The organism is Curtobacterium sp. 320, from assembly GCF_031455235.1.
Taxonomy (GTDB): domain Bacteria; phylum Actinomycetota; class Actinomycetes; order Actinomycetales; family Microbacteriaceae; genus Curtobacterium.
In genome coordinates, this window is record NZ_JAVDSI010000018.1 from 36520 (window position 1) to 52331 (window position 15812).

Here is a 15812-nt window from a genome sequence, read left to right on the forward strand (position 1 = left end):
TCGTCAGCGGACCTGCTCGACGACGCTCTCGCCGTGCGGTTCCCCGATCCGGACGACGGGATCCGCGAGGATCCGGGCGAGGGGGATCGACACCAGCCCGGTCGCGGGCGGCGTGTCCGGGGCGGAGGGGTCGCGACGGCGGCTGCGCATGGAGGAAGGCTAGGCACCCGCCGTGCCGGGCCGCGTGGCCGCGCCACGGTCACCCTGGAGCCGGCGCCGTGAGCATCGACGAGACCCTCACCTGGGTCGTCGCGTTCCTCGTCGTGACGGTCGCCGTCAGTGCAGCCGCACGGCGCGTGGGGTGGTCGGCCCCGCTGGCCCTCGTCGTCATCGGGGTCGCCGTGTCCTACGTGCCGGGTGTGCCGCGCGTGGACGTCGAACCGGACTTCGTCCTGTCGGTCCTGCTCCCGCCCCTGCTGTTCGCGGCGGCGCTGCAGACCTCGCTGTCGGACGTCCGTGCCCGGCGGGAATCGCTGTTGCTGCTGTCCGTCGGGCTCGTCGCGTTCACCACGCTGGTCGTCGGCGTCGTGACGTGGGCCGTGGTCCCGACGCTGACGCTGGCGGCGGCGTTCGCCTTCGGTGCCGTCGTGGCGCCGACCGACGCGGTGGCCGTCTCAGCCGTCACCCGGCGCGCACCGCTGCCGAGGCTGCTCGCCTCGGTCCTGGACGGGGAGAGCCTGCTCAACGACGCGACGGCGCTCGTCGCGTTGAACACCGCAGTGGTGGCCATCGTCGCGGTGTTCGACCCGGTCCGCGCCGCGGGCGAGTTCGTCCTCGCGGTGGTCGGCGGCATCGGCATCGGGTTGTCGGTCGCGTTCGTCATGGGCGCCGTCCGGAGGCGGCTCTCCGTCGCGGTGCTCGACACGAGCCTGTCCCTCGTCACGCCCTACGTCGCGTTCCTGCTCGCGCACGGCATCGGTGCATCGGGTCCACTCGCCGTCGTCGTCACCGGACTCTTCCTCGGGTACCGGGCGCCGGTCCTGCAGTCGGCCGAAGCCCGCCTGGCCGAGTCGCTCAACTGGCGCACCGTGCAGTTCCTGCTCGAGAACGCGGTGTTCCTGCTCATCGGACTCAGCCTGCCGGCGATCCTGCGCGGGGCCTTGTCGTCCGGGATCGGGCTGGGTCGCGCGCTGCTCGTGATCAGCGTGGTCCTCGTGACGCTGGTGGCCGCGCGGCTCGGCTGGAGCCTCGCCGTGACGGCGGTCTACCGATGGGGGCCGGCGCGGCTCCGACGCCGGAGCTGGCAGTGGCGCCTGGACCTGCCGGTCACCGTCGCGGGCGTCCGGGGGGTCGTCACCCTCGCCGCGGTGTTCCTGCTGCCCGAGCAGACGCCGCACCGGGCGTTCCTGCAGTTCCTCGCGTTCGTGGTCGTCGTCGCGACGCTCCTGCTCGGGCTCTCGCTGCCGTGGGTGATCCGCCGGGTCGCGCTGCCACCACCGAACCTCGACCAGGAACGGATGGAGACCCAGCTGCTCCTCGCCGAGGCCCGCGCCGAGAGCCTGCAGCTCGTCGACGGCCTCGACGACGGTGCCTACGACGACCGGGCCGTCGAACGCGTGCGGATCGACGCCGCCCTGCTGGGCGAGACGTTCGTCGGGGACGACGGGGTCCGAGCCGACCGTGCGGCCTCCTACGCGGAGCTGCGGATGCGCACGATCGCCGAAGAACGTCGAGCGGTCCTGCGCGCGCGCCGGGAGGGGCGCTACGCGGAGACCGCCGTCCGTGCGGTGCTGACCGTCCTCGACATCGAGGAAGCCGCGGTCCGCGCGACGCTCGCCGGCGACGTGGACTGACGGCCGGCCGGTGTCTGACCGTGTCCGGACCATGTCCCTGACGGGAGCACGCGGCGCTGTCCGCACCGCTCCTAGCGTCGACCTCGCCACCGACCACCCGGGTCGGTCGAACCCAGGGAGTCATCGATGAGCACCACGGAGACCACGGCCGGTCACACCGCCACCACCGTCCCGACCAGCACCGTGACCGCGGCGAACGGCACGACCTACGCCTACCGCCGGTTCGGGAGCAGCACCGACGGCGTCCCACTCGTCTTCCTCATGCACTTCCGCGGCAACCTCGACAACTGGGATCCGGCGCTCATCGACCCGATCGCGGCTCGGCGCGAGGTCGTCCTCGTGGACAACGCCGGCGTCGGCGCGTCGACCGGGACGGTCCCGACCACCGTGGGGCAGATGGCCACCGACCTGCTGGCCTTCACCGACGCCCTCGGCATCCGTCGGTTCGACGTCTTCGGGTTCTCGCTCGGCGGGTTCGTCGCCCAGGACCTCGCCCTCCTCCGACCGTGGGCGGTCCGCGCCCTCGTCCTCGCCGGGACGGGCCCCGCCGGTGCGCCGTCGATGCACGGATGGCGGGAGGACATCGAGCGCGAATCACGGCACGACGTCCCCACGGCGGAGAGCCTCCTGTACATCTTCTTCGCGCACACGGACACGAGCCGGGCTCGTGGCGTCGACTTCCTCCGGCGGTTGGGCGCTCGGACCGAGGACCGCGATGCGCCGACCACCCCCGCTGTGCGCGACGCGCAGTACGACGCCGTGCTCGCCTGGGGCGTCCCGGACATCTCGAAGCTCGAGCGCTTGACCGGGATCCGGCAGCCGACGCTGGTGCTCCAGGGGGACGACGACCTGATGATCCGGACGCCCGGGAGCCACACGCTGGCCGGACTCATCCCGGACGCGCGCCTGCACGTGTTCCCCGACGCCGCCCACGCGTCGATCTTCCAGTACCCCGACGAGGCCGCTGCCATCGTCGAGGACTTCCTCACCGCGGCCACCGCCGCCTGACCCGGAGCGATCATGACCACCACCACGACCCTGCTCGACCGCATCCTCGACGCCCACGGCGGCAGCCGCTGGGCCGACGTCTCCACCATCTCGGCGAACCGACACTTCGGAGGCGCCTTCTGGGGCCTCAAGCAGGTTCCGGGGATCGCCGAGGAAGGTCGGTTCACCGTCGACCTCCGCCGCCAGCGCACGTCGCTCGAACACTTCGGTGCCGACGACCTCCGTACGGAGTTCACCGGCGACCACGTCGCGGTCGTCCGCACGACCGCGCACGGCGACGAGGTCGTCGAGGAACTCGCCGATCCGCGATCGTCGTTCCGCGGCCACGTGCTCGAGACGCCGTGGAACCGGCTGCAGCTCGCCTACTTCACCGGCTACGCCATGTGGACGTACAACACCGAGCCGTGGTCGTTCACGTTCCCCGGCGTCCGCGTCGAGGAAGTCGGCCCGTGGACCGAGCCGGACGGAGCCACGTGGGACCGCCTGCGCGTCACCTACCCCGACAGCATCGCGACCCACACCCCCACGCAGACCCTCTACGCCGATGCGGACGGCGTCCTGCGCCGCCGTGACTACGAGGTCGACATCGCCGGTGCCTCGCCGAGCGTCGAGTACATGACCGGCCAGACCTGGGTCGACGGCCTCCTGCTCGCCACCGAGCGCAACATCTTCGTCCGCGACGGGGACGGCCACGCGCTCCCGGAGCCGCTCATCGTCTCCATCGGCATCGACGACGTCGTCGTCGGGTGACCGGGCCCACCATGCGAGTCGTCGTCGCCGGCGCACACGGCAAGGTCGCACGGCTGCTCTCCGCGCAGCTGCGGGCCGGCGGGCACGTGCCCGTCGGCCTCATCCGGAACCCCGACCAGCGCGGGGAGCTCGCACGTGCGGGCGTGATCGCGATCGTGCTGGACCTCGAACACGCCTCGGTCAGCGACGTCGCGGCGGTGCTCACCGGTGCGGACGCCGTCGTCTTCGCAGCGGGCTCCGGGGAGAACAGTCCCAGCAGCCGTTCGCTGGCGATGGACCGGGACGGAGCGATCCTCCTCGCCCAGGCCGCGGTGGTCGCCGGCGTCCGGCGGTTCGTGGTGCTCTCCGGCGCCGGTGCAGACGACTACGAACGCGGCTCGACCGAGCCGTTCCAGGTCTACCTGCGGGCCAAGGCCGACGCGGACGCCGCCGTCCGGACGCTCGACCTCGACTGGGTGATCCTCCGCCCCGACGCGCTGCACGACGGCGCCGGCACGGCACGGTTCTCGGCCGGAGTCCGGGTCGAGCGGCGCGGGATCGCTCGCGAGGACGTCGCGGCGGCGTTGTGCGACGTCGCCGTCGGCCAGGACCCGGGCCGGGTGCAGCTCGAGATCACCACCGGCGACCTGCCGCTCCGTGCCGCGCTCCGTGCCGCGGACGTCGCGGTCGGTTGATGCCCGCACACCCCCGATCGACGGCACGACGACAGGAAGGCCAGACATGACGGAGATCACAGGAGCAGTGGTCGTGGTGACCGGTGCGAACGGCGGCCTGGGACAGGAGTTCGTCCGACAACTGCTCGACCGCGGGGCGGCCACGGTGTACGCCGCAGCACGGACTCCACGCGCTCAGGTCGGCGACCGCGTGGTCCCGATGCGGCTCGACGTGACGGATCCGGCATCGGTGCGGGCCGCCGCGGACGCGGTTCCGGACGCGACGATCGTCGTCAACAACGCCGGAGTGCTGCGCAGCGGATCCCTGGTGGACGGCGACATCGCCGCTGTCCGGGAGCAGATGGAGACCAACTTCTTCGGACCGGTGCAGGTCACCAGGGCGTTCGCGCCGGCACTGCGTCGCGCACACGGTGCGGTCGTGAACGTCGCGTCCGCGCTCAGCTGGCTCGCGATCGGCAACGGGTACAGCGCGTCCAAGGCTGCGCTGTGGTCGGCGACGGACTCCATGCGCCTGGACCTCGCCCCCGACGACGTCCAGGTGCTCGGCGCGTACCTGGCGTTCACGGACACGCCGATGACACCGGGGGACATGCCGAAGAACGACCCGGCAGACGTCGTCGCCGCGATCCTGGACGGCGTCGAGGCAGGGGCGCACGAGGTCCTCGCCGACGACCTCACGCGCGCGGCACGGTCATCCCTCGCTGCCCCGGTCCACGAACGCTACGACGCCCTCCGGTGAACGACGGAACGGCCCGCGGGGACCCTGATCGGGTCCGCGCGGGCCGTTCGTCGTCTCACACGTCCAGCGGTTGGAGCGTCCGGAGCGCGATGGGGACCGCCAGGCGCCCCTCGAGAGCCGAGCCGAGGGCCGCGAACGCGGCGCCCGCTGCGTGGCTCTCGAGGGCGGACTGGTCGGCCCAACGCTCGACCATCACGAACCGACCCGTTCGGGCGTCGTGGTGGAGGTCGTACTGTTCGCAGCCGAGATCCTCGGACCGGACCCGCGCGACCGCGGCGAGCAGGGCCTCCTCGACGGCCGGTTCGTTGTACGGCGCGGGTTCGATCTCCGCGATGACGACGATGCTCATGACTTCCTCCTCGGCTCAGGCGACGCGCTGGCCACCGTCGACGTGCACGGTGGTCGCCGTCAGGAACGGGTTGGTGAGCGCGAACACGACCGCGTCCCCGATGTCCGCCGGTGTTCCGACGCGCCGGGCGGGGTTCGTCCGGGCGACCTCGTCGAAGAACGCCGACTTGTCGTCCAGTCCGTCCCAGGACCCGGAGTCCACGATGCCGGGTGAGATCCCGACGACCCGGATCGGGGCGATGTCCACCGCGAGGGCCGGGACGAGTGCGTCCACCGCGCCGTTCGTCGTCGCCATGACGGCGAGCCCTCCCTGCGGCCGGGCGGAGACGTACCCGGAGAAGAGCACGAACGAGCCCCGCGGTGACATGCGCGGCGCGAAGTGCTTGGTCAGCAGGAGCGGACCGAGGACCTTCGCCCGGAACGCCTCCTCGATGTCGGCTGCCGCCAGGGTCGTGACGGGGCCGTTGGCGTGGTCGGCCGCGACCGTCACGACGTGGTCCACCGGTCCGAGCACGTCGGCAGCGGCGATGATGCTCTCCTCGTCGCCGAGATCGAGGCGGACGGCCGCCGTCCCGCGTCCGACGATCTCGGCGACCTGTTCCGCGGTGTCGAGTCGTCGGCTGGCAGCGACGACCCGCGCGCCGGCACACGCGGCCGCCTGCGCGATCGCGGTGCCGATGCCTGATCCGGCGCCCACGACGAGGACGGTCGTGCCGTCCAACCCCTGCGTGCTCATCGGATGGCGTCGAGGCCGGCCTGCGCGATGACGGCGTCCTCGTCGGGCGTACCGCCGCCGGAACCGACAGCACCGATGACGGTCCCGGTCGCGTCCGTGATGGGGAGTCCACCGGCGAGGAAGGCGAGGGGCTCGGTGCTCGCTGCGCCGAGCGTGTAGAGCGGGGCGCCGGGCTGGATCGCAGCTGCGAGGTCCCCGGTCGCCGCGCCACCGAAGTACACCGACGTCCGGGCCTTCGCGAAGCTCGAGTCGACGGACACGAGCGGGGCGCCGTCCTGGCGGACCGAGGCGACCATGCGGGCGCCGCGATCGAGGACGGTGATCGACGACGGGACGCCGAGTTCGGTGGCCTTGGCGTCCGCGGCGGCGATGATCTCCTGTGCCTGCGCGAGAGTGATGGTCATGCTGGTTCCTTTCGTTGTTCCGTACTCGGTGGTGGGGGACTCGGGGTCAGAGCGCCGGCTCGTCGGTCACGACGACCTTGCCGATCACGCGACCGCTCTCGACGAGGGCGTGTGCCTCCCGCAGGGTCTCGGCCGAGATCGGTCGGAGCACGGTGGTCGCCGTGTGCCGGACCCGGCCGGCGTCGACGAGGTCCGCGACGGTGTCCAGGAGCTCGTGCTGACGATGCATGTCGGTGGCCTGGTGCAGCGAACGGGCGAACATGAACTCCCAGTGCCAGCTCAGTGCCTTCGACTTCAGTGCTACGACGTCGACCTGTTCGGGATCGTCGATCGCGACGATCTCACCGAAGGGACGCAGCACGCGCTCGTACACGGGGAGCTGTCCTGCCGAGTTCGTGGTCAGGATCCACTCGATCCCGTCCGGCGCGACCTCGAGGACCTGTGCGGCCAGGTCCGCGTGGTGGTCGACGACGTCGTGTGCGCCGAGGTCCCGGACCCAGGACTCGCTCGCCGGACGTGACGCGGTCGCGATGACCCGCACGCCGGGCAGCAGCGTCCGGGCGAGCTGGATGGCCATCGAGCCGACGCCACCAGCGCCGCCGACGACGAGCAGGGTCCCGGTGGCGTCAGCACCGATGCGGAGCTTCTCGAACAGGCTCTCCCAGGCGGTGATCGCGGTGAGGGGAAGCGCTGCGGCCTCGGTGTGCGACAGGGTGCGGGGTCGCCGCCCGACGATGCGCTCGTCCACGACCTGCAGCTCGGCGTTGCTCCCGGGACGGTCGATGGCCCCGGCGTAGAACACGTCGTCGCCCGGAGCGAACAGGGTCACGGCGTCTCCGACGGCGCGGACCGTGCCGGATGCGTCGAAACCGAGCACACGGACGCCGCCGTCGGGTTCGGCACCGCCCCGGAGCTTCACGTCGACCGGGTTGACCGAGACGGCGCGGACCTCGACGAGCAGGTCGTGGGGCCCGGGAACCGGTTCGGGGATGGTCGTCGGCACCAGGCTGCGCGCGCTGGTCACCGGGAGAGCTGCGGTCTGTCCGATCGCTCGGACCTCGTTCGTCGTCGTCATGTCAGCACTCTGCACCCGGTGCTGTGGTTACCCGCAAGGGCCCCTGGTTACCCCGCGGTAACCATGGAATCCCTGATGGGCGGCAGTACCCATCGGGAATCGACCCCTTGTCGAAGGCCGCGGCGCGCGCTACCGTTCCGGTGTGACCCCCTCGACGAGCCACCCTCTCGAAGCGGCGCACGTGCTCGACGCCTGCGACCGGAACGACGTGTACGCAGCCGCTTGCCCCTGCCGCGAGATGCTCGACCTGCTCGCCAACAAGTGGACGGCGCTCGCGATCGGTGTGCTCGAGGACGGCCCGCAGCGGTTCGGGGAACTCCGGCGCCAGCTGCAGGGTGTGAGCCCGAAGGTCCTCTCGGCGTCCCTGAAGCGCATGGAGGAGGCCGGCCTGGTCGACCGCACCGTGTTCGCCGAGGTCCCGCTGCGGGTCGAGTACGCGCTCACACCGCTCGGTCGCGGTGCTGCCGCGCCGCTCGCGCACCTGCGCGACTGGGTGAACGAGAACGTGACGCGGCACTGAGACTCCTGACGGGCGATGCCATCACCCTGACGGAGCGCGCGCGCTGATGCGTGCCTCTGTCGGGGACACGCTTCGGCGGCCGCACGGCCGCACGGCCGTGCGGTGTCGGCTCAGCGCGCCCCCGGCGCCCCCGCCACCCGCTCGAGGATCCCGTCCAGCGCCGATCGATCCCAGAACGACCCCGCCCGGACCACCCCGTCGATGCGCCCCAGCGCCGTGTGACTCGTCATCGGATCGGCGGCGAGCAGCACCGCGTCCGCCCGTGACCCGGGTGCCAGGCGTCCGGTCTCGGTCTCGAGCCCGAGGAACCGCGCCGCGTCGGACGTCGCCGTCCGGAGGATCTGCAGGGGTCCCAGACCGGCGTCGGCGAGGTACCCGAACTCGTCGTGGAGCGCGAAGCCCGGGATCACCCCCGCGGCACCGTCGGCATCCGTCCCGGCGAGCATCGGGACGCCCGCACCGGCCAGGAGCCCGACGAGGCGCAGTTGGGCCGCCCAGTGCGACTCGAGGGCGTCCCGGGTCGCCCTCGGGAGGCCGGCGAACTTCCGGCCGGACCGGTCCCACGAGCGGAGCTCCCCGGGTGCGATGTAGCGGCGACGGTGGTCGTGTCGGTGCTCCGGCGCGTTCGGGAACTGCTGCGTGTGCAGGCGGACCAGGGTCGGGCACTGCCAGGTCTCGTGCTCGACGAAGAGCGCTGCCAACTCCTGGGCGGCCTCCTCGTCGAACGAGTCGTCGGCGAGGGTGAGCGCGCGGGCGGACGAGTCCGAGGTCCTCGTGGCCGGGTTCACCACGATGCCGCGGATCACGCGACCGATGACGCGGTCCATGCCCGGCAGCCTGACCGTTGGGATCTTCGGCGTGCGAGCCGCTCCGACCGCGGATCGCACCTCGGCCTCGCGGGACGACGTCGCGGCGAACACGGTCGCGCCGGGCCCGAGGTGCTCGATCGCTCGCATGCCTCCTCGGGACGCTTCGCGCGGGTCCACGTCGTTCGGGAGGTGTCCAGCGAGCGGGACACCGAGCCGACCTGCCTCAGCGAGTGCTGCGAGGAACGCATCGCGCCCGACGAGGGCCGCCTTGATGAAGTCGGCACCCTGGGCGTGCTGGTCACGGACGGTCGCGACGGCGGCCTCCGCGGTCGACGCGTTTACCGGCGCGAGGAGGTCTCCCGGCGTCGCGAGCAGTGCCGGAGCGCCGAGCGGTGCGGGCAGTGCACCCGCGGCACGGGCTGCCAGCAGGGCGGGCGAGCCGGACATCTGGCGGAACCCGACCACCCCGTTCGCGAGCATCAGTGCGTAGGCGCCGTCGACGTCGTCCGGGGAGTTGAGCGGGTGGGCGTGCATGTCCGCGAAGCCCGGCACCAGGAACCGGCCGCGTCCGTCGACGACCTGCTGGCCCGGGGCCGTCCCGGTCTGCGACGTGGCGGACACCGACGCGATGGTCGCGCCGGTGAACCGCACGTCCTGCCCGGCCGTGGCGGTCCCGTCGAGCGGGTCGACGACGGTGACGTCGCGGATGACGACGTCGTGGTCGGCAGTGGGTGCGGTGACGTAGCGGCTCATGTGCGGTCTCCGTCCCGGTCGTCGCGATCGTGGCCGTCGAGCCAGTCCTGTTCGGCGGCTTCCACCGCCTCGACGGACCCGGGCCGGTCCGTGCCGGGCAGGTCGTCGGCGATGCGGTGACCGCTCGCTCCGAGAACCGTCGCGAGCCATCGGTACGACGGCCGACGGTCGTCGACCGCGACGGAGGACAGGTCCGGCACGGTGCCGGGAACGGTCGGTGTCACCGTGTCGGATTCGTAGACGCACGTCATCGCGGCCAGCCGCCAGCCGGTGCCGGTCCGGCGTGCGCGGTACAGCAGCCGGACGCGGGAGGCCAGGTCGACCTCGGCGCCGCCCAGTCCGGCGCGGACCTCGATGACCGCCGGTGCGGCGACGATCGCGCGGTCACCGAGGAGGTCGACGACCGGCGGGCTGATCCGGTGTGTGGCGGCCGTCCCACCGGCGGCCATCGCGATGGACCCCGCGACGAAGTCCCGCGCGCTGCCGTCGAACCAGCTGACGCGCACGCGGCCGTCCGGCTCCCACGCGTCACGCATGCGGTCCCACCGCCCGCGGTCCCGCCCCTGGCGTTCGCGCAGCACGAGCTGACTGATGTCGGTGACGTCGTCCACGATCTGCTCCTTCGTCCGGGGGCCGAGCGTAGGACGGCGCGAGAGCGGTTCGGTGAGGGTTTCCACTCAGCGGAAGACGGCGTCGGCGGTAGGGTGCAGCGGTGGGCGACACTCGCACGGGGACGGTCGGTCGGGCATTCGCGATCCTGGGGTGCTTCGACGACCGCCACCCGACGCTGACGCTGAGCGAACTCGCGCGTCGCTGTGGCCTGCCCGTCAACTCGACGCTGCGGATCGCGCGGAGCCTGGTCGCCGAGGGCGCCCTCGAACGCCGGGCCGACGGCCGGTTCACGATCGGGCTGCGCCTGTACGAACTGTCGTCCCTCGCCCCGCGGGGCGTGGCGCTCCGCCAGGCCTCCCTGCCGTACCTCCAGGACCTGCACGACCTGACGGGACAGCACGCCATGCTCAGCGTCCGTGAGGGGGACGAGGCGGTCCTCGTGGAGCGCGTCTCGCCCAAGCGCGGGACCCGGAGCGTCGACTACCGGGTCGGCGGCCGGATGCCCCTCGCGGCGACCGGCGGCGGACTCGTCCTGCTCGCGTTCGCGCCCGACGAGGTCCAGGAGCGTGCGATCACGACGTTCGACGTCCGGACGTCGGTCGACGAGGTGACGTCGGCGGTCGAACTCCGCCGGTACCTGTCGGCCGTCCGTCGGACGGGTGCCGCCGTCGGCTCGCAGCGGTCCCCGCGTGCCCTCGTCGCGGCGGGTGCGCCGATCCGGGACGCCTCGGGCGTCGTCGCGGCCCTCTCGATCGTGATGCCGGCCGGTCACGCCGAGCCGAGCACCGTCGTGCCCGCGTTGCACGCGTGCGCACGGGCGATCACGCGCGACGCGACGCGCTGACCCGCTCGCGCCGTGCCGTGGTCCGGCACCGCGTCGGACAGGAGGCGCGGTGCCGGCCCGCACCGCGCCTCCCGTCCGATGCCGGGCCCTTCGCCGGCGGCCCCACCGCTGCCATACTGGCGGCATGACGATGGCGCAGCCCGTCATCGGGCGCGAGCGGGAGGGCTCCGCCCTGCGGGACGCCCTCCGCGACGTCCACGACGGCGGCTCCGCGTTCGTCATCGACGGTGAGGCCGGGATCGGCAAGTCGACGCTGGTCGCCGACCTGGTCCGCCACGCGACCGACCTCGGCGTCCGACGGCTCTCGACCGCGGGGACCCTCGCCGAGTCGGCCGAGCCCTACGCCGCGCTCCACCTGCTCCTGTACCCGTTGCGCAGCGGGATCGCCGACCTGCCCGCACCGCAGCGTCGTGCGCTCGAGGTCGCGTTCGGTCTCGCGACGGGGATCCAGCCCTCGCCGCTGCTCGCCGGGCTGGCGGCGCTGACGCTGGTCTCCGACGCCGCCTCGGAGGGCCCGATCCTGGTCGTCGCCGAGGACCTCCACTGGATGGACGCCGCGTCCGAGTGGGCGATCCGGATGATGGCCCGGCGGGTCGACCAGGACCCGATCGTCATGGTGATCACGACCCGGAACACCGAGACCGCGGACGACCCCGCGGTCCGGCGCCTCCACCTGACGCCGCTCGACGAGTCGGACGCCGGCCGCCTGCTCGACGCCGTCCCCGGGGCGCCGATGGGCCAGGCGCGACGCGACCTGGTGCTCCGCGCCGAGGGGAACCCGCTCGCGCTGCACGAACTCAGCCGCACGACACCGGGGGACCGAACCCGCGACCGTCCCGTGGTGGGCCGGGTGGAGCAGGAGTTCGCCGCGCGGTACGCGGAGCTGGACCACCCCGTCCGGCTGGCCATCCTCGCCGTCGCCCTGTCCGGCGGCACCGGCGCCGAGGAAGCCGCGCGGGTGGCCGCCCGGACGCTCGGGAGGTTCCCGCCGCCGACGTGGACGGAGCAGGCCTCGGCGTCGTCGCTGCTCGAGTGGGTGGCGCCCCGCGCGATCCGGTTCCGGCACCCGCTCGTGCAGTCGGCGGTCCTCACCGCCGCGTCGCCGACGGAGCGCACCGCGGTCCTGCGCTCCCTGGTCCTCGAGCACGACCACGACCCCGCGCGCACGGTCTGGTGGCGGGCCGAGCTGGCGACCGGCCACGACGACGACCTCGCGGACGAGATCGCCGCGATCGGCGACGAGCGATCGGCGATGTCCGATCCGTTCGTCGCGAGCCGGGCGTACGAGCGCTCGGCCGAGCTGACCTCGGACGTCGCCCGACGCGTCGGCCGGCGGATCCTCGCGGCGGAGCACGCCGGGCTGTCCGGACGGCTCGCGGACGCCTCGCTCCTGGTGCAACGAGCGTGCGACGAGGCACCCGACCGGCTCCTCGCAGCACGCGCGGCCTTCGTCGCCGAGACCCTGCCCACCGGTCGGACCGGGCTCGCGGTGGGCGACCTCGGGCCGGCCCTGCACGCCGTCTCCGAGATGCAGCAGGGCGGCGGGGTCGACCACGCCACCAAGGCGCTGCTGCACCTCGCCGCGATCGCCTGGGACCACACCGCCGAACCGGACCCCGGCGACCCGATGCTCGTCGTGGTCGAGGCGCTCGCCCTGCCGGACGACGACCCCCGGTCGATCCTGCTCGCCGCCCGGACCGAGCCGGTGGTGCGTGGCGACCGTGTGCTGGAACGAGCGCTCGCCGCCGCACCGACCGCCGAGGACGAGGGCTCCGCCTGGTACCTCGGGTACGCGCTCAACCTCGTCGGGGAGATCGAGACGGCACGTGTCCTCCTCGACCGTGCCGTCCGGAGCATGCGGGCGCGTGGTGACCTGCGCACCTTCCCGCAGGCGCTCATGGGGACCTCGATGACCACGTTCCTCGGTGGGGACCTCGGGCGGGCGCGGGTCCTCGCCGAGGAGGCCTCCTCGCTCGGACGGGACCTCGGTGACGACGGCTTCACCGCCGCGACCCGGTGCGCGCTCGCGTGGTTCGACGCCCTCGACGGCAAGCAGCCGGACCCCGAACGGATCGCGGGCGGAACGGCTGCCGGGGCGCAGGTGCTCCGGTCGAGTGCGATGCGCGCGACCCTGCTCGGCGCTGCGGGGGCGGCGTCCCTGGTGTCCGGTCGCGCGGCCGAGGCACTCGAATCCGTCCGGGCACTGGCCGATCCGGACCACGACGCGTTCAACCCGACCTTCGCCGTCATCACCTCGCACGACTTCGTCGACGCCGCGCTGGAGTCGGGCAACCGCGCCGACGCCGAGCAGCGGGCGGCGGACCTCGAGCGGCTCCACGCCCGCTGGCACGCGCCGATCGTCCGCGCCGCGCTCGACCACGCGCGGCTCGCACTCGTCCCCGACGCCGACCTCGAACCGGCGTGGGCGTCCGTGCAGCACGAACGGTGGCCGGTGCCGTACGTGCAGGCCCGTGCACTGCTCCGCCTCGGCGGCCGCCTGCGCCGGGCGGGTCGGCGGGACACGGCCCGTGCCGCCCTGCACGCCGCCCTCGAGCTGTTCGAGTCGATGCCCGCGCCGGCGTGGGCGGACCGGACCCGTGACGCCATCCGGGCGACCGGGCAGCGGGTGGCAGCGGCGGGGCACGGCGGCGTCGAACTGCTCACGCCGCAGGAGCTCCGGGTCTGCACGCTCGCGGCACGAGGACTGAGCAACCGGGCCATCGGCGAGCACCTGTTCGTCTCCCCGCGGACAGTGGGGGCCCACCTGTACGCCGCGTTCCAGAAGCTCGGGATCTCGGCCCGACAGGAACTCGCCGCGGCCCTGGCGGCCGGCTCGTCCGGCGACTAGGTCATCCGGCAACGCATCTCGGTCACCGTGACCGATGTGCACCGGTACCGCGCGCCCCTAGCGTCGTCAGCGCCACCCGGCACCGCCCTCGACGAAGCAGGTCCGCGTCTCTCGCAGCGGACCCGGAAGGACCGCACCATGCCCGGATCACCCACCATCGTCCTCGTCCACGGAGCGTTCGCCGACGCCTCCAGCTGGGCCCCCGTCACGAGGCTCCTCCTCGACCAGGGCCACCACGTCCTCGTCCCGCCCGTCTTCAACCGCAGCCTCTCCGGCGACGCGGCCTACATCCGGTCCTTCGTCGAGCAGATCGACGGACCGGTCCTGCTCGCCGGGCACTCGTACGGCGGCGCGATCCTGACCGTGGCCGGTGTCGCCGAGAACGTCGTCGGCCTCGTCTTCGTCGCCGCGTACGCGCTCGAGGAGGGCGAGAGCCTCGGGGCCCTGCAGGGCGGCTTCCCGGACAGCGACCTCGCCGCGAACCTCGTGTACGCGCCCTACCCCGTGGACGGCGGCGAGCCCGGCACGGACGTCTCCGTCGCCGTCGACGCCTTCCCCGCCGTCTTCGCGGACGGGCTCGCACTGGACGAGGCGCAGGTGCTCGCGGTGTCGCAACGTCCGCTCTCCGCCGTCGCGTTCGGCGAGCCGGCATCGGCGGCCGCGTGGAAGACCAAGCCGTCCTGGGGCATCGTCTCCAGCGCCGACCACACCATCAACCCCGACGTCGAGCGCTTCGGGTACCAGCGCGCCGGCGTCCGCGAGGTCGTCGAGATCGACGCCCCCCACCTCGTGATGCAGACCCACCCCGCCGAGGTCGCCGCGGTCATCACCACCGCCCTCGCCGCGGTCAGCTGACCCCGGCCCCTCGACCGACCGACCGAGAACCACCGAACAACCACAGGGAGACCACCATGGGATACGTGACCACCGACGACGGTGCAGAGATCTACTTCAAGGACTGGGGGAGCCACGACGCGCAGCCGATCGTGTTCCACCACGGCTGGCCGCTGTCCTCGGACGACTGGGACGCGCAGATGCTGTACTTCCTGGCCGAGGGCTACCGCGTCATCGCCAGCGACCGCCGCGGCCACGGACGTTCGTCGCAGATCGGCACCGGCCACGACATGGACCACTACGCGAGCGACGTCTCCGCCGTGGTCGAACACCTCGACCTGCACGACGCGATCCACATCGGCCACTCGACCGGTGGCGGCCAGGTCGCCCGGTACGTCGCCCAGTACGGCCAGCCACAGGGCCGGGTCGCCAAGGCCGTCCTCGTCGCGGCGGTGCCGCCGCTCATGGTCACGACCGAGGCGAACCCCGACGGCACCGACATCTCGGTCTTCGACGGGTTCCGCGAGGCGCTCGCCGCCAACCGCGCCGAGTTCTTCCAGGCCGTCGCCTCCGGCCCGTTCTACGGCTTCAACCGGGACGGTGCGACGCCGTCGGAGCCGGTCATCGCGAACTGGTGGCGTCAGGGCATGACGGGCAGCGCGCTCGCACACTACGAGGGCATCAAGGCGTTCTCGGAGACCGACCAGACGGAGGACCTCAAGGCCATCACGGTGCCGGTGCTCGTCCTGCAGGGCGACGACGACCAGGTCGTGCCGTACCGGGACGCGTCGTTGAAGCAGGCGGAGCTCCTCAGCGACGCCACGCTCAAGATCTACGAGGGGTACCCGCACGGCATGCTGACGACCCACGCAGACGTCGTCAACCCGGACATCCTCGCGTTCCTCCGGAGCTGAGCGCACCGACGCTGCGGACGCAGCGTCCCGGACTGGAGGCGCGGGGGGGGGGGGGGGGGGGGCGCCGGCCCCCCCCCCCCCCCCACCACGACACCGAAGACCGCCCAGCCCCCCACCCCCCCCCCCCGCGCGGCCCCCCACGCCTGGCGAG

General features: G+C 73.0%; 17 protein-coding genes. 10 read left to right on the forward strand and 7 right to left on the reverse strand.

Annotation, left to right across the window (positions count from 1 at the left end; genetic code table 11):
• Positions 1-3 precede the first annotated feature (3 nt).
• Positions 4-150: a hypothetical protein gene (locus J2X60_RS17370; protein WP_175473760.1), complete on the reverse strand. Its 147-nt coding sequence runs from the start codon at positions 148-150 to the stop codon at positions 4-6.
• Positions 151-218: 68 nt separating this feature from the next.
• Between J2X60_RS17370 and J2X60_RS17375 the strand changes: the two genes are divergently transcribed.
• From J2X60_RS17375 to J2X60_RS17395, 5 genes are all read left to right on the forward strand, one after another.
• Complete coding sequence (locus tag J2X60_RS17375; RefSeq protein WP_071303556.1) at positions 219-1793, forward strand: sodium:proton antiporter; 1575 nt, start codon at positions 219-221, stop codon at positions 1791-1793.
• 126 nt (positions 1794-1919) lie between these two features.
• Entirely contained in the window at positions 1920-2801 is an 882-nt protein-coding gene (locus J2X60_RS17380) for an alpha/beta fold hydrolase (protein ID WP_071295136.1), read from the forward strand.
• Positions 2802-2813: 12 nt separating this feature from the next.
• Positions 2814-3551 carry a hypothetical protein gene (locus tag J2X60_RS17385; RefSeq protein ID WP_071295137.1) on the forward strand — a complete coding sequence of 246 codons (738 nt, stop codon included), beginning with the start codon at positions 2814-2816 and terminating at the stop codon, positions 3549-3551.
• Positions 3552-3562: 11 nt separating this feature from the next.
• Entirely contained in the window at positions 3563-4225 is a 663-nt protein-coding gene (locus J2X60_RS17390) for an NAD(P)H-binding protein (protein ID WP_309889283.1), read from the forward strand.
• A gap of 46 nt (positions 4226-4271) precedes the next feature.
• Positions 4272-4964, forward strand: a complete 693-nt coding sequence (locus J2X60_RS17395) for an SDR family oxidoreductase (protein ID WP_071295138.1) — start codon at positions 4272-4274, stop codon at positions 4962-4964.
• Between the two features lie 55 nt (positions 4965-5019).
• Here the strand turns inward: J2X60_RS17395 and J2X60_RS17400 are convergent, their stop codons facing one another.
• The 4 genes from J2X60_RS17400 to J2X60_RS17415 are packed head-to-tail and all read right to left on the reverse strand — an operon-like array spanning position 5020 to position 7527.
• The gene (locus J2X60_RS17400; protein WP_071295139.1) at positions 5020-5313 is read right to left on the reverse strand and encodes a putative quinol monooxygenase; all 294 of its coding nucleotides are present in this window, start codon (positions 5311-5313) and stop codon (positions 5020-5022) included.
• A 15-nt stretch (positions 5314-5328) separates the two neighbouring features.
• Complete coding sequence (locus tag J2X60_RS17405) at positions 5329-6048, reverse strand: SDR family oxidoreductase (RefSeq protein ID WP_309889287.1); 720 nt, start codon at positions 6046-6048, stop codon at positions 5329-5331.
• Complete coding sequence (locus tag J2X60_RS17410) at positions 6045-6452, reverse strand: heme-binding protein (RefSeq protein WP_071295141.1); 408 nt, start codon at positions 6450-6452, stop codon at positions 6045-6047. The genes J2X60_RS17405 and J2X60_RS17410 overlap by 4 nt, the downstream gene beginning before the upstream one ends.
• A 46-nt stretch (positions 6453-6498) precedes the next feature.
• Entirely contained in the window at positions 6499-7527 is a 1029-nt protein-coding gene (locus tag J2X60_RS17415; protein ID WP_071295142.1) for a zinc-binding alcohol dehydrogenase family protein, read from the reverse strand.
• 142 nt (positions 7528-7669) lie between these two features.
• Between J2X60_RS17415 and J2X60_RS17420 the strand changes: the two genes are divergently transcribed.
• Positions 7670-8047 (forward strand): helix-turn-helix domain-containing protein, encoded by a 378-nt coding sequence (locus J2X60_RS17420; protein ID WP_254791863.1) that lies wholly within the window; start codon positions 7670-7672, stop codon positions 8045-8047.
• 110 nt (positions 8048-8157) lie between these two features.
• On the opposite strand, the gene J2X60_RS17425 is transcribed toward J2X60_RS17420, so the two are convergent.
• Positions 8158-9609 carry an amidohydrolase family protein gene (locus J2X60_RS17425; protein ID WP_309889290.1) on the reverse strand — a complete coding sequence of 484 codons (1452 nt, stop codon included), beginning with the start codon at positions 9607-9609 and terminating at the stop codon, positions 8158-8160.
• A complete protein-coding gene (locus J2X60_RS17430; RefSeq protein ID WP_309889292.1) occupies positions 9606-10220 on the reverse strand; it encodes a nuclear transport factor 2 family protein in 615 nt (204 codons plus the stop codon). Before J2X60_RS17430 ends, J2X60_RS17425 begins: the two co-directional genes overlap by 4 nt.
• A gap of 101 nt (positions 10221-10321) precedes the next feature.
• On the opposite strand from J2X60_RS17430, the gene J2X60_RS17435 reads away from it, so the two are divergent.
• The 4 genes from J2X60_RS17435 (at position 10322) to J2X60_RS17450 (ending at position 15661) form a co-directional block, all read left to right on the forward strand.
• Positions 10322-11065, forward strand: a complete 744-nt coding sequence (locus J2X60_RS17435) for an IclR family transcriptional regulator (RefSeq protein WP_309889295.1) — start codon at positions 10322-10324, stop codon at positions 11063-11065.
• Between the two features lie 124 nt (positions 11066-11189).
• Positions 11190-13913 carry a LuxR family transcriptional regulator gene (locus tag J2X60_RS17440; protein WP_309889297.1) on the forward strand — a complete coding sequence of 908 codons (2724 nt, stop codon included), beginning with the start codon at positions 11190-11192 and terminating at the stop codon, positions 13911-13913.
• 138 nt (positions 13914-14051) lie between these two features.
• A complete protein-coding gene (locus J2X60_RS17445; RefSeq protein ID WP_309889298.1) occupies positions 14052-14768 on the forward strand; it encodes an alpha/beta hydrolase in 717 nt (238 codons plus the stop codon).
• Positions 14769-14824: 56 nt separating this feature from the next.
• Complete coding sequence (locus J2X60_RS17450; protein WP_071295149.1) at positions 14825-15661, forward strand: alpha/beta fold hydrolase; 837 nt, start codon at positions 14825-14827, stop codon at positions 15659-15661.
• Positions 15662-15812: the final 151 nt, after the last annotated feature.